The sequence below is a fragment of the Burkholderia seminalis genome, assembly GCF_001718535.1.
GTDB lineage: Bacteria > Pseudomonadota > Gammaproteobacteria > Burkholderiales > Burkholderiaceae > Burkholderia > Burkholderia seminalis.
In genome coordinates, this window is sequence record NZ_CP013398.1 from 2188072 (window position 1) to 2202050 (window position 13979).

15 protein-coding genes are annotated in these 13979 nt (G+C 67.9%); 6 read left to right on the forward strand and 9 right to left on the reverse strand.

Annotation, left to right across the window (positions count from 1 at the left end):
- Positions 1-59 precede the first annotated feature (59 nt).
- From uraD to WJ12_RS09930, 9 genes are all read right to left on the reverse strand, one after another.
- The gene (gene uraD / locus WJ12_RS09890; protein ID WP_069245663.1) at positions 60-581 is read right to left on the reverse strand and encodes a 2-oxo-4-hydroxy-4-carboxy-5-ureidoimidazoline decarboxylase; all 522 of its coding nucleotides are present in this window, start codon (positions 579-581) and stop codon (positions 60-62) included.
- Positions 578-1531 carry an allantoinase PuuE gene (gene puuE / locus WJ12_RS09895; protein ID WP_034188804.1) on the reverse strand — a complete coding sequence of 318 codons (954 nt, stop codon included), beginning with the start codon at positions 1529-1531 and terminating at the stop codon, positions 578-580. Before puuE ends, uraD begins: the two co-directional genes overlap by 4 nt.
- Before the next feature lie 148 nt (positions 1532-1679).
- Entirely contained in the window at positions 1680-2471 is a 792-nt protein-coding gene (locus WJ12_RS09900; protein ID WP_034188805.1) for an aspartate/glutamate racemase family protein, read from the reverse strand.
- Between the two features lie 10 nt (positions 2472-2481).
- Complete coding sequence (locus WJ12_RS09905) at positions 2482-3966, reverse strand: NCS1 family nucleobase:cation symporter-1 (protein WP_034188806.1); 1485 nt, start codon at positions 3964-3966, stop codon at positions 2482-2484.
- 149 nt (positions 3967-4115) lie between these two features.
- On the reverse strand, positions 4116-4820 hold the full coding sequence (locus WJ12_RS09910) for a GntR family transcriptional regulator (protein ID WP_034188807.1): 705 nt from the start codon (positions 4818-4820) through the stop codon (positions 4116-4118).
- Between the two features lie 308 nt (positions 4821-5128).
- On the reverse strand, positions 5129-6067 hold the full coding sequence (gene ldcA, locus WJ12_RS09915) for a muramoyltetrapeptide carboxypeptidase (protein WP_034188808.1): 939 nt from the start codon (positions 6065-6067) through the stop codon (positions 5129-5131).
- 82 nt (positions 6068-6149) lie between these two features.
- A complete protein-coding gene (gene tadA, locus WJ12_RS09920; protein WP_049034427.1) occupies positions 6150-6746 on the reverse strand; it encodes a tRNA adenosine(34) deaminase TadA in 597 nt (198 codons plus the stop codon).
- Positions 6743-7144 carry a DnaJ family domain-containing protein gene (locus WJ12_RS09925; protein ID WP_034188809.1) on the reverse strand — a complete coding sequence of 134 codons (402 nt, stop codon included), beginning with the start codon at positions 7142-7144 and terminating at the stop codon, positions 6743-6745. The genes tadA and WJ12_RS09925 overlap by 4 nt, the downstream gene beginning before the upstream one ends.
- Before the next feature lie 280 nt (positions 7145-7424).
- Positions 7425-8642 carry an MFS transporter gene (locus tag WJ12_RS09930; protein ID WP_059561799.1) on the reverse strand — a complete coding sequence of 406 codons (1218 nt, stop codon included), beginning with the start codon at positions 8640-8642 and terminating at the stop codon, positions 7425-7427.
- A 289-nt stretch (positions 8643-8931) separates the two neighbouring features.
- On the opposite strand from WJ12_RS09930, the gene WJ12_RS09935 reads away from it, so the two are divergent.
- The 6 genes from WJ12_RS09935 (at position 8932) to WJ12_RS09960 (ending at position 13973) form a co-directional block, all read left to right on the forward strand.
- Entirely contained in the window at positions 8932-9702 is a 771-nt protein-coding gene (locus WJ12_RS09935; protein ID WP_034188811.1) for a GntR family transcriptional regulator, read from the forward strand.
- A complete protein-coding gene (locus WJ12_RS09940; protein ID WP_059561802.1) occupies positions 9699-11438 on the forward strand; it encodes a fumarate reductase/succinate dehydrogenase flavoprotein subunit in 1740 nt (579 codons plus the stop codon). Before WJ12_RS09935 ends, WJ12_RS09940 begins: the two co-directional genes overlap by 4 nt.
- 11 nt (positions 11439-11449) lie before the next feature.
- Positions 11450-11695: a 4Fe-4S dicluster domain-containing protein gene (locus WJ12_RS09945; protein WP_034188813.1), complete on the forward strand. Its 246-nt coding sequence runs from the start codon at positions 11450-11452 to the stop codon at positions 11693-11695.
- Between the two features lie 31 nt (positions 11696-11726).
- Positions 11727-12722, forward strand: a complete 996-nt coding sequence (locus WJ12_RS09950) for a HEAT repeat domain-containing protein (protein WP_059561805.1) — start codon at positions 11727-11729, stop codon at positions 12720-12722.
- On the forward strand, positions 12719-12997 hold the full coding sequence (locus WJ12_RS09955) for a gamma-butyrobetaine hydroxylase-like domain-containing protein (protein ID WP_059561807.1): 279 nt from the start codon (positions 12719-12721) through the stop codon (positions 12995-12997). Before WJ12_RS09950 ends, WJ12_RS09955 begins: the two co-directional genes overlap by 4 nt.
- Positions 12998-13094: 97 nt before the next feature.
- Complete coding sequence (locus WJ12_RS09960; protein ID WP_049032642.1) at positions 13095-13973, forward strand: NAD(P)-dependent oxidoreductase; 879 nt, start codon at positions 13095-13097, stop codon at positions 13971-13973.
- The last annotated feature ends 6 nt before the right edge of the window (positions 13974-13979 follow it).

Below are 13979 nucleotides of genomic sequence, written 5' to 3' on the forward strand. Positions count from 1 at the left end.
GTTTCCTTGTTTCAGTGATTGCGATCCGGCCGCCGCGACGCAGCGGGCCGTGCGCGGTGTCAGGCGTCGATCAGGTCGTCGAGGCGAAAGCGCGCGATCCGGTAGATCTGGTCGAGGCTCGCACGCAGTTCCTCGGTGCGCGAATGATTCACGCGCGACTCGAAGTTCGCGATGATGCCGTGGCGGTCAAAACCGCGCACCGCGAGGATGAACGGGAAGCCGAACTTCTCGCGATACGTGCGGTTCAGCGTCAGCAGCTTGTCGAATTCTTCCTGCGTGCACTGGTCGAGGCCCGCGCCGCTCTGCTCGCGCGTCGACTCGGCCGTCAGCTCGCCGCGCACGGCGGCCTTGCCGGCCAATTCCGGGTGAGCGTTGATCAGCGCGAGCTGGCGCGCTTCGCCGCCCGTTTCCACCGCGTCCGCCATCGTCTTGTGCAGCGCGTCGATGCTCGCGAACGGCCGCTCGCCCGCGGCGACCTCGGCCACCCACGGCGAATGTTCGAAGATCCCCGACAGCGCCGCGACAAATGCGCTCGGCGCCATCGTGTTCAGTTGTTCCAACGTGTAGCGCATCGCCTTCATGCTTTCCCTTCGTCTTGATGATTGGGCTGATACGGATGATGTTCACGCCAGTGACGCGCGATATCGACACGGCGCGTCACCCAAACGCGATCGTGCTTCTCGAGGTGATCGAGAAAACGCTGCAGCCCGCGGAACCGGCCCGGCCGGCCGAGCAGCCGGCAATGCATGCCGATCGACAGCATCTTCGGCGCCTCGTCGCCCTCCGCGTACAGCACGTCGAATGCGTCGCGCAGGTAGTCGAAGAAGTGATCGCCGGTGTTGAAACCCTGCGGCGTCGCGAAGCGCATGTCGTTCGTGTCGAGCGTGTACGGCACGATCAGTTGCGGCGACGTGCCGCCGCCCGACACCTTGACGTCCATCCAGAACGGCAAGTCGTCGCCGTAGTTGTCGGAGTCGTACAGGAAGCCGCCGTATTCCGCGACCAGGCGGTGCGTATTGGGGCTGTCGCGGCCGGTATACCAGCCGAGCGGACGCTCGCCCGTCACGCGCTCGATCGCTTCCATCCCGAGGCGCATGTGCTCCGCTTCGAGTTCCGGCGTCATGCTCTGGTAGTGGATCCAGCGCCAGCCGTGGCACGCGATTTCATGGCCGAGCTCGACGAAGGCGCGCGCGAGTTCCGGATGACGCTCGATCGCCATGCCGACGCCGAAGACCGTCAGCGGCATCCCGCGCTTCTCGAATTCGCGCAGGATGCGCCACACGCCGGCCCGCGAACCGTATTCGTAGATCGACTCCATGCTCATGTGGCGGTCCGGATACGCGGCCGCGCCGACGATTTCGGACAGGAACTGCTCGGAGCCCGGATCGCCGTGCAGCACGCAGTTCTCGCCGCCCTCCTCGTAGTTCAGCACGAATTGCACGGCGACGCGGGCGCGCCCCGGCCAGTTCGCCTGAACGGGATGGCGGCCGTAGCCGATCAGGTCGCGAGGATAGTTGGGATCGAGTGACATGGGTTCGAAGTACGGCGAAAGCGGGCTGAAATAATGGGTTCGCATCGACCGCGCGGCGCCGGAAGCCGGCCGCACGAGCCGATGCGATGACGGCCCAGTGTAGCGAAAACGTTCATACGCGCCCATACAGCGACGCAGATAGTGCGTGTCAGACGGTGTGTATGTGCGGTTGCGGCAAATTCGGGACCGGCTCCGCCGCCTCCCCGTCCGGCGGGCTGAAGCGGGCGAATGCGCCGTCGTAGCGTTTCGCCAGCGGCCGCGCGTAATCGCCGCGTTTCGCGGTCGCGAGGCGCAGCGCGACGAGCGCCTCGGCCCACTTGACGGCCGCCGTGACGCCTTCGACCACCGGCGCGCCGATCTGCTGCTCGATCTCGTGCGCGAACTCGGCCATCCCCGCGCAGCCGAGCACGATCGCGTCGGCGCCGTCCTCGTCGAGCGCGCGCCGGCATTCGTCGACGATGATCCGGCGCGCGGCCGAGCCCGGCCGGTCGAGTTCGAGCACCGCGACGTCGGTCGCGCGCACGTTGCGGCAGAAGCGCTTCATCCCGTAGCGCTCCGCGAGGTGCCACGCCATCCCGCAGGTGCGTGCGAGCGTCGTGACGACCGAGAAGCCCGGCGCGAGCACGCTCGCCGCATGCATCGCGGCCTCGGCGATGCCGATCACCGGCCCGCGCGCGAGTTCGCGCGCCGCGTACAGGCCCGGGTCGCCGAAGCACGCGATCACGTAGGCGTCGCAGCCGTCGCGCTCGCCCTGCGCGATCTCGGCGAGCAGCCCCGGCGTCGCGAGCGCTTCGTCGTAATAACCTTCGATCGACGGCGGCCCCATCGGCGGGCTCACCGCGACGATCTCCGTGCCCGCGGCCGCGACCTCGCGGGCGCAGCGCCCCATCGCGTCGGTCATCCGCTGCGTCGTATTCGGATTGATCAGTCGGATCTTCATCGCACGCTCCTCACGCCTTCGCGCTCACGAGCAGCCGGTAGAACACGAAGCCGAGCCCCGCGCCGATGAACCAGGAAAAATTCGCGGCGGCCTGCCAGCCCGGCACCATCACGCAGACGACCGCGATCACGGCCGCCGGCAGCAGCGCGGCGAGCGCGCGGCGGTTCACGCCGCCCGTGTACCAGTAGCTGCCGCTCTCCGACATCGTGTACAGGTCGTCGCGCACGAGCCGGCCGCGCTTGACGAGATAGAAGTCGGCGATCAGCACGCCGTACAGCGGGCCGATGAACGCGCCGAGCACGTCGAGCGTGTAGTGGATCACGGCCGGGTTGTTGAACAGGTTCCACGGCGTGATGAAGATCGACGCGACGGCCGCGAGCATCCCGCCCGCACGCCAGCTGATCAGCCGCGGCGCGACGTTCGAGAAGTCGAACGCGGGCGACACGAAGTTCGCGACGATGTTGATGCCGATCGTCGCGATCGTGAACGTCAGCGCGCCGAGGATCACCGCGGTCGGATGGTCGATGCGGCCGACCGTCTCGACCGGGTCGGTGATCAGTTCGCCGAACACCGGCAAGGTCGCCGCCGTCGTGATCACCGTGACGAGCGAGAACGCGAGGAAGTTGACGGGCAGCCCCCAGAAATTGCCGCGCTTCACGTCGCCGAACGAGCGGCAGTAGCGCGAGAAGTCGCCGAAGTTCAGCATCGGCCCGGAGAAGTACGACACGACCAGCGACACCGCCGTGATCATCACCGGGATCACTTCCGCGCCGTGATACTTGACGCCGCCGAGGTTGATGCCGATGTTGCGCCAGCCCGCGCGCCACACCATGTAGCCGGCGAGGATGAACATCACGACGTAGACCGCCGGGCCGGCGAAGTCGATGAACTTCTTGATCGTCTCCATCCCATTCCAGAACACGAACGCCTGAAGCACCCACAGCAGCATGAAGCCGGCCCAGCCGACCGCCGACAGCCCGAGGAAGCCGTAGCGATGGACGTCCGCGTACGGCAGCCATTGCGGGAAGAACTTCAGCACGACGATCACGAGCGCGCTCGACGCGAGATAGGTCTGGATGCCGTACCACGCGATCGCGATCAGCCCGCGGATCACCGCCGGCACGTTCGCGCCGAGCACGCCGAAGGTCGCGCGGCACGCGACCGGATACGGCACGCCGATCTGCTGGCTCGGCCGCGCGATCAGGTTGCACAGCGCGTTCACGAGGCCGATGCCGACGATCAGCGCGATCAGCACCTGCCAGCTCGTCAGCCCGAGCGCGAACAGGCTGCCCGCGAACACGTAGCCGCCGACGCTGTGCACGTCCGACATCCAGAACGCGAAGATGTTGTACGCGCCCCACGTCTGATTCTTCAGGGGTGCCAAATCTTCGTTGTACAGACGTTCGCTGTAACCATCCGGCAGCGTCGGATCGCCGCCCTCGCCGCCTTCTTTCGCCGGAAAGGCGCTCTCGTGCGCCACACTGAACTGAGCCATGACTTCTCCTTGACGCGGCCGGGCGGCCGCTCCACCGTCATCGATATCGCTCCGGATCGTCGCCCGGAGTCGGACCAGCGGCCCGCGGCAAATACCGCGGGCCTGCATTTCGCTCGTTCTGTGGCGCGCGGCCGGGTTCGCGTCGCCGCTCAGGCGCCGCCGAACACTTCGCGCAAATCGACCTGCCCTTGCGCGGGCCGGTCCAGCATCTTCAGTTCGACATGCTGCAGGTGGCGCGCCATCAGCGTCACCGCCTGCTTCGGGTCTCCCGCCTCCAGCGCGGCGAGGATCTCGTCGTGGTCGTCGCACGAGCACGGGCTGCGCCCGTGCGATTCGTACAGCGCCGACATCAGCGTCGAGCGTGCGACGAGCCCTTCGAGGCACGCGCTGAGCGTCGCATTGCCCATCAGCGTGGCGAGCGCCGTGTGGAATTCGCCCGACAGCCGGATCCACGCCGCGAAGTCGTGCCGCTCGAACGCCTTGCGTTCCTTGTCGATCAGCGCGGCGACGCCCTTGAGCCGCTTCGCGCCGGGCCCGGTTGCCAGCCGCTCGACCACCGCCAGCTCGATGATCCGGCGCATCTCGAACACCTCGTGCACGTCCTGCAGCGTCGGGCTCGCGACGAACGCGCCGCGGTTCGGCTCGAGATCGACCAGCTTGTCGGTCGCGAGCTGCGCGAGCGCCTGGCGGATCGTCCCGCGCTTCACGCCGAACACGTCGCAGAGCTGCGCCTCCGTCAGCTTCGCGCCGGGCGCGAGCCGATGCTCGAGGATCGCGGTGCGGATCCGCTCGGCGATCGCTTCGGGACCGGCTGCGCCGGACGGCTGGGAATCGGGCTCGTTCATGATCTGCATCGTGTGATGGTCCTCATCCTAGGGCGGACATAAAGATTGTCAACAATTCTTTTCCGGGATTTCGCACAATCGGCGTGCATCGACGCGACCCGGTTCGGTGCAGGATGCGCTTATTCCATGCAAGACAAGCCTCACATGCCCTGTCGGAGTCCTTTCCTGTCGTATACCCGACCGGCCATTTTGTTGACAAAACTGGTGCATAACCGGGCAACAATCGGTCGTGCGTCGACGAAAATTTTCGACCGTTAGTTGCGCATTTACATAAAGAAAAAGGCGGGAAACCCGCCTTTCGATCGATCGCGCCTGCATCAGCCGAGATGCGGGTAGTCCGACAAGGTCAGCCGGAAGCCGTGCGCATTCGCGACCAGTTGCGCCTGCGCGCCGAACGGCAGCGTCAGCAGGTCGGGCACATGGCCGAACTGGAGCCCCGTGACGACCGGGATCCCGATCACCGCTCGGACCTGGTCGATCATGGCCTGCATGTCGTAGCCGTTGTCGTACTCGAACGGCCGCGCGCCGGTGAACTGGCCGAGCACGAGCGCCTGCTGGCGCGCGAGCAGCCCCGACAGGTGCAACTGGTAGATCATCCGCTCGATCCGGAACGGCTGCTCGTTGACGTCCTCGATGAACAGGATGCCGCCTTCGATGTCGGGCATGTACGGCGTGCCGATCAGCGACGTCAGGATCGCGAGGTTGCCGCCCCACAGCGTGCCCGTCACGTTCGCCGCCTGCACCTGCGGCGCCTCGGTGACGATCGTCGTGCCCGGCTGCGTCAGCGTCTGCCAGAAGTGCTGCATCGTGAAGTCGCTCGGCGTTTCCGCGCCGAAGTCGGCGGACAGCATCGGGCCGCCGAACGTCTTGATGCGCGCCTTCGCATACAGCGCGAGCTGGATCGCGGTGAAGTCGCTGTGGCCGACGAGCGCGACCGGCTGGTCGCGCAGCCGACGCTCGAGCCCGCGGTAGTCAAGCCCGTGCAGGATCCGCGCGGCGCCGTAGCCGCCGCGCACCGCGAGCGCGATGTCCGGCAGCGGCCGCTCGGGATCGGCGAGGCGGTTCAGGTCGCCTGCCCGCTCCCCGTCGGTACCGCCGAACCGCTGGTAGCGCCGCTGCGTCGCCTCGATGTTCTCGATGCGATGCTGCGCGGTGCTGAGGCGTTCGAGCGCGCGATTGATCGCGTCCGGGTCGTGCGGATAACCGGACGGCGCCAGCAGGCGGATGGTATAGGACGCGGCGGGCTGGAAGGACATGGGGGAAAGGTGTCGGGTCGTCAAACCTGCTTAGAGGGTCCGAACCGTCTCCGGTTCACGGCGTCGTGCCTGACGGGTGGGCTTATGACGCGCCGGGTGCGGCATCGCGGGCGAGCCGCGCCTCGCGCAACGCGCGACGGCGCTCGGCGAAGAACGACTTCAGCGCGGCGCCGCACTCGTCGGCGAGCACGCCGCCCGTCACTTCGGTATGGTGGTTGAGCTGCGGATTCGCGAACGCGTCGATCACGCTGCCGCACGCGCCCGTCTTCGGATCGGCGGCGCCGTAGACGACCCGCGCGATGCGCGCATGCATGATCGCGCCCGCGCACATCAGGCACGGCTCCAGCGTCACGTACAACTCGCAGCCGGGCATCCGGTAATTCCGCAGATGCTGCGCGGCCATCCGCAGCGCGGCCATTTCCGCATGCGCGGACGGGTCGTGCCCGCCGATCGGATGGTTGAAACCGCGCGCGATCACTTCGTCGCCGCGCACGAGCACCGCGCCGACCGGCACCTCGCCGGCCGCGCGCGCCTCTTCGGCGGCGGCCTGCGCGAGCCGCATGAAATGCAGGTCGCGCGCCGACACGGGCGTGGCTTCGGGAACAGGTGTATCGGTGGCCGGTTCGGCCGCCGGAGCGGTTGCCGACCGGGCTGCGTCGTGCAGCGCGTCGGACGTCACATCGGCCCCGTGTCGGCGGGCGCTTCGTCGAGCCCGCGCTCGCACAGGCGCTCCGCGATGCGCCGGCAGTAGTCGCGCGGCATCACCATCGGGCCGCCGCGCAGCGATTCGAGCGCCATGTCGAGCGCGAGGATCTTCGCCTGCAGCCGGCAGCGCGCGGCACGGTCGCTGACCGCCTGCACTTCGTCATGCAGGTTGCGCAGCGCGCGCAATTGTTCGACGGCCGGCGGCACGAAGCCCGCGTTCTTCAGGATACGGTTGGCCACCCGCACCTCCTCGGGCACGAGCAGGTCGTCATCCAGCGCCTGCGGCGCGCCGGTACCCGGCAAATCGTCGAACTCGCCCCGCGCGGCGGCGGCGGCGATACGTTGTTCGACCAGGGCGTCAAGCAATCTCATCAGTCAATCGGAACAATGCGGCAGGCCGAATTCTAGCAGGGTGACGCGGCTATGACAGGCCCTTCGAATATATGCTCGATATTGTGCTTTTTAGGGGCCGAATCGCCACGCATGCACGCCGATCCCCGTCAAATGCCGCTCTGCTGCGCCGCAGCGGGCCGAGCGCCGTGCGGGCCGCTCCAGACGCAAACGGCGTCGGGCCCTGTTTTCTATTCGTGACGAGGCGCGCCGGACCGCGCCGGTCCGACGAAACGGCAGCCGTTCCGTTTCCGCCGCCGCATCAAGCGGCCGCCGTTTCCGGCCGCGTTTTCGCGAACGGGCGAAACATCATCGCGATCAGGAACGCGCCGAGGCCGATCGCGAACGAACCGAGGTACAGCCAGCCGTAACTGCCGAACGTATCGACGATCAGGCCGCCGGCGACCGGGCCTGCGGCCATCCCGAGGCTGCCGGCCATCGCGCAACCGCCGATCACGGTGCCCATCATCCGCAGCGGGAAGTTCTCGCGCGCGAGCACCGCATACAACGGCATCACGCCCGCATAGATGAAGCCGAACAGCGTCGCGACCGCGTAGAACCCGTCGAGCGAGCGCACGAAGTAGTAGCCGAGCGCGCCGAGCGCCTGCGCGAGCAGCCCCGCCACCAGCATGCGCTTCGCGCCGAGGCGGTCGCCGAGCATGCCGAACGCGATCCGGCCGCCCATCCCGGCGAGCCCCTCGACGCTGTAGATCGACACCGCGACGATCAGCGGGATGCCGCACGTGACCGCGTAGCTGACCGTGTGGAAGATCGGGCCCGAGTGCGTCGCGCAGCAGAAGAAGTTGGTCAGCAGCAGGATCATGAACTGCGGCGAGCGCAGCGCATCCGCGACCGACATCGCCGCCGGTGCGCCGGCAGCCGAAGGCGCGGCGTGCGCGGAGGCAGGGTCGAGCGCGGGCGGCCGCCGTACCAGGAGCGACACCGGAATCATCACGACGGCCGCCAGCCCGGCGATCAGCAGCATCGACGTGCGCCAGTCGCGCACCGATACGAGCCACGCGGCGAGCGGCGCCATCGTCATCGGCGCCATTCCCATGCCGGCCGACACGAGCGACACCGCGAGGCTGCGGTGCGTGTCGAACCAGCCCGTCACGCACGCCATCATCGGCGCGAATATCGCGGCCGTCGCGCCGCCGACGGCCAGGCCGAAGGTCAGCTGGAACGCGAACAGCGACGGCGCGCGGCTCGCCAGCGCGAGGCTCGCCGACAGCAGCACCGCGCCCGCGAGGACGACCGGCCGCGTGCCGATCCGGTCCGACAGGCTGCCCCACGCCATGCTCGCGAAGGCCATCGCGATGAAGCCGAGCGTCATCGCCGTGGAAATGCCGGTCATCGACCAGCCCGTGTCGCGCGCAATCGCGCGCAGGAACACCGGCAGGGAAAACATCGCGCCGATCGCGACGCAGCCCATCAGGCCGCCCGCGGCGACGATCACCCAGCGGTAACGGGAATCCGTCATTTGGCGTCTCCTTGTCTGTTTCGGCCATCCTCGGAAACCGGGTACAGGCCGCATGTGCGGCGCCATACCCGGTCGACATGGATACGACGGGCGAATCATCGGGAAATCGACATCCGCGGGTCACGGGCCGGCGATTTTTCATTGTCGGCCAATCCGCGCGGCCGGCAACGAACCGGTCACGCGTTCGCCCCGCTTTGCCGGAATCGGAAATTCGTTATCGGAAATGGTTGGTTTGGCCGCGCGGCCACGCTGACTACACTCGGTCCATCTTGTCATAACAAGTTGATCGATGACCGCATCCAACGTCGTGCCGCTGTCGGCGGCCCCGCTCTACGTACAGATCAAGGACATGCTGCGCGCGCGCATTCTCGACGGCACCTATGCGCCGCACAGCCGGATGCCGTCCGAGCACGAGCTGTGCGCGATGTTCGACGTCAGCCGCATCACGGTGCGCCAGGCGCTCGGCGACCTGCAGAAGGAAGGACTGCTGTTCAAGCTGCACGGCAAGGGCACGTTCGTGTCGAAGCCGAAGGCGTTCCAGAACGTGACGTCGCTGCAGGGCTTCGCCGAGGCGATGTCGTCGATGGGCTACGAGATCGTCAACCAGCTGCGCAGCCTGCGCACCGTGAAAGCCGACCGCCATCTCGCGACCAAGCTGAACGTGCCGGAGGGCGCGCCGCTCGTCGAAATCCACCGCGTGCGGCTGCTGAACCGCGAACCGGTGTCGCTCGAACAGACCTGGGTGCCGGAAGCGCTCGGCAAGCGCCTCGCGGGCGCCGATCTCGCGACCCGCGACATCTTCCTCGTGCTGGAAAACGACTGCGGCATCCCGCTCGGCCATGCCGACGTGTCGATCGACGCGATCCTCGCCGACGACGAGATCGTCGATGCGCTGCACGTCGAGGACGGCAGCCCCGTGCTGCGCATCGAGCGCCTCACGCACGACGCGTCGGGCGCCCCGATCGACTACGAATACCTCTACTTCCGTGGCGACGCATTCCAGTACCGGCTGCGCATCGACCGGCAAAAACCACGCAAATCTGCAAGGAAACAGCGATGACAACCCAGGTTCACGAATACGACGTCGTCGTGGTCGGCGGCGGCACGGCCGGGCCGATGGCGGCGATCAAGGCGAAGGAGCGCGACCCGTCCCTGCGTGTGCTGCTGCTCGAGAAGGCCCACGTGAAGCGCAGCGGCGCGATCTCGATGGGCATGGACGGCCTGAACAACGCGGTGATCCCCGGTCATGCGACGCCCGAACAGTACACGCGCGAAATCACGATCGCCAACGACGGCATCGTCGACCAGGAAGCCGTGTACGCGTACGCGGCGCACAGCTTCACGACGATCGAGCAGCTCGACCGCTGGGGCGTGAAGTTCGAGAAGGACGGCACCGGCGACTACGCGGTGAAGAAGGTCCATCACATGGGTTCGTACGTGCTGCCGATGCCGGAGGGGCACGACATCAAGAAGGTGCTGTACCGGCAACTGAAGCGCGCGCGCATCGCGATCACGAACCGGATCGTCGCGACGCGCGTGCTGACCGATACGCAGGGCCGCGCAAGCGGCGTGCTCGGTTTCGACTGCCGCACCGCCGAGTTTCACGTGATCCGCGCGAAGGCCGTGATCCTCTGCTGCGGCGCGGCCGGCCGTCTCGGCTTGCCGGCATCGGGTTACCTGATGGGCACCTACGAGAACCCGACCAACGCGGGCGACGGTTACGCAATGGCCTATCACGCGGGCGCCGCGCTCGCGAATCTCGAATGCTTCCAGATCAATCCGCTGATCAAGGACTACAACGGCCCGGCGTGCGCGTACGTGACGGGCCCGCTCGGCGGCTTCACCGCGAACGGCAAGGGCGAGCGCTTCATCGAATGCGACTACTGGAGCGGCCAGATGATGTGGGAGTTCTACCAGGAACTGCAGAGCGGCAACGGCCCCGTGTTCCTGAAGCTCGACCATCTCGCGGAAGAAACGATCCAGACCATCGAGCAGATCCTGCATACGAACGAACGGCCGAGCCGCGGCCGCTTCCACGCGGGGCGCGGCACCGACTACCGCAGCCAGATGGTCGAGATGCACATCTCCGAGATCGGCTTCTGCAGCGGTCACAGCGCATCGGGCGTGTACGTGAACGCGCGCGCGGAGACGACCGTGCCGGGGCTCTACGCGGCCGGCGACATGGCGGCCGTCCCGCACAACTACATGCTCGGCGCGTTCACGTACGGCTGGTTCGCCGGGCAGAACGCGGCCGACGACGTGGCCGGACGCGACCTTGCGCCGGTGGACGACGAACAGGTCGAGGCCGAACGCGCCCGCGTGATGGCCCCGCTTCTGCGCGAACACGGCCTCGCGCCGGCGCAGGTCGAATACAAGCTGCGTCGCATGGTGAACGATTACCTGCAACCGCCGAAGGTGACGCGCAAGATGGAAATCGGGCTGCAACGCCTTGACGATATTACTGAGGATATCGAACAGATCAAGGCCGGTCATCCGCACGAACTGATGCGGGCGGCCGAAGTGCGCGCGATCCGCGACTGCGCGGAAATGGCCGCGCGCGCGTCGCTGTTCCGCACCGAGAGCCGCTGGGGGCTGTACCACCATCGCGTCGACTTCCCGCGTCGCAACGACGCCGAATGGTTCTGCCACACGTGGCTGCGCAAGGATGCCGATGGCACGATGCGCAACGAGAAGCGGCCAGTCGAACCGTACGTCGTGCCGCTGGCCGACGACGATCGCGGTGCCTACACGAATCTGCGCATCCGCGAACCGGCCGCGCTCGCGACTGCCCTCTAAGGAGCCCTACCGTGCCCCATACCCCGCACGACATCTTCCTGCGCAGCAGCGCACCCGTGACGATCGACGAGGAACGCTGCATCGCCGACAAGGGGTGCACCGTCTGCGTCGACGTGTGCCCGCTCGACCTGCTCGCGATCGACGTGACCAAGGGCAAGGCCTACATGCAGTTCGACGAATGCTGGTACTGCATGCCGTGCGAGCGCGATTGTCCGACCGGCGCAGTCAAGGTCGAAATCCCTTACCTGCTGCGCTGACCGCGTACGTCAACGCTCTTTTTCTTCGCTCATGACCGACTCTCCTTTCGCCGCCCCGCTACCCGGCGCACACGAGCGCGACCCGGCCGCGCTCGTCGCCCGCCTCGCCGCGTCCGACGCATCCGTGCGCCGCGTCGCGCTGTTCGAACTCGCGGATCTCGAGGATCCCGAACGCGTGCCGGCGTTCGTCGCCGCGCTGCGCACCGACCCGTCGGCCGACGTGCGCGGCGAAGCCGCCCGCGTACTCGGTGCGTGGGAACAGCCCGACGTCGTCGAGGCGCTGTGCGGCGCGCTGCTCGATCCGGACGACGACGTGCGCGCCGCCGCCGCCCAGAGCCTGTCCGAACTGAAGGATCCGGCGTCGGGTCCCGTACTGTGCCGCTGGGCCGACCGGCCCGAGCCGTTCGTGCGCCGTGCCGTGCTGCGCGGATTGCGCGAGTTGCGCGACCCCGGTGCGTTCGCACCCGCGCTGCATGCGCTCGAGGCCGAGCCCCCCGCCGTGCGCGCCGAAGCCGTCACGGTGCTCGGCTGGCTCAAGGATCCGCGCGCGCTTTCGCCGCTCGCGCGCATCGCGACGGCCGATACCGATGCGGACGTGCGACGTGCCGCGGTCGGCTCGATCGGCTTCGCGGCAGCCGGCGATGCGGCCGTCATCGATGCGCTGCTCGCCGCGCTGCGCGATCGCGCATGGCAAGTACGCGAGGAAGCAGCCACCACGCTCGGCAAGCTGCGCGTGACGCTGGCACGCGAGCCGCTCGTCGCCGCGCTCGACGACGACTACTGGCAGGTGCGTCTGCGCGCAGTACGCGCACTCGGGCAGTTGCGCGACGCGGCTGCGGCGCCGGCCGTCGTCGCGCTGCTCTCGCATGCGATCAGCAATCTGCGCAAGGAAGCCGCGCTCGCGCTCGGCGAATTGCGCGACCCCGCGACGCTGCCCGCCCTGAACGATGTGCTCGAGGATCGCGACCCGGAAGTCCGCAAGGCCGTACGGATCGCGATCCGGCAAATCGGCGACGCGCCCCGATGATCGCGCCGACCGAAATCGCGCTCGACCATCCGGCAAGCGCGCTCATGCTGCGTTGGCCCGACGGCGCAACGCAGCGCATCGGCTATGCGCGATTGCGCTCCGAATGCCCGTGCGCGGCATGCCGACGCATCCGGCGTGACGGCGGTCGCATCGATGCCCGGCCCGACCTGACGCTCGAAGGCGTGGAGCCGGCCGGCTACGGCGTGCGCTTCATGTTCGGCGACGGCCACGCGCGCGGCATCTATCCGTGGCCCTATCTGGCGGACGTCGACTAGCAGCCGCCGCGCGGGTTCGCGGGCGCGATGGCACGCGTGTGGAAACGCTGCGATACTGACGCCCACGAACGTCTCCACCCACCGTGGGAGCAAGGACATGCAAACCGCAGTCGGATTCATCGGCCTCGGCGTGATGGGCACGCCGATGGCGCTCAATCTCGCGCGTGCCGGCACGCCGCTCGTCGCGTGGAGCCGGTCGCGCGGCAGCGACGATGCGCTGCGCGCCGCCGGCGCGCGCATCGCCGAGCACGTCGACGACGTGTTCGCGGCGTGCCGCACCGTGATCCTGATGCTCGCGAACGACGCGGCAATCGACGCCGTCCTCGCGCGCGGCACACCCGGTTTTGCCGCGCGCGTCGGCGGCCACACGATCGTGAACATGGGCACCAACGCACCCGGGTATTCGCGTGCGCTCGCCGATGAAATCGCCGCCGCGTCGGGCCGCTACGTCGAGGCGCCCGTATCGGGGTCGCGCAAGCCGGCCGAAGCGGGCCAGCTCGTCGTGATGCTGGCCGGCGCGCCGGACGACGTCGATGCCGTGCGCGCGCTCGTGAAGCCGCTGTGCCGCGACAGCTTCGTGTGCGGCGACGTGCCGTCGGCGCTGACGATGAAGCTGGCCGTCAACCTGTTCCTGATCACGATGGTCACCGGCCTGACCGAAGCCACGCATTTCGCACAACGTCACGGTATCGATCTCGCACGTTTCGCCGACGTGCTGAACGCCGGCCCGATGGCAAGCGACGTATCGCGCGTGAAGCTCGGCAAGCTCGTCGCGGAAGATTTCTCCGTGCAGGCCGCGATCACCGACGTGCTGAAGAACGCGCGCCTCGTCGCCGAATCCGCGCGCGGCACCGGCATCGCGTCGCCGCTGCTCGACGTCTGTCACGCGCTTTACGGCGAGACCGAAAAAGCCGGACATGGATCGGACGACATGGTCGCGGTGATTCGCGCGATCGAACGACGCACCGACGCATAGGCGCGC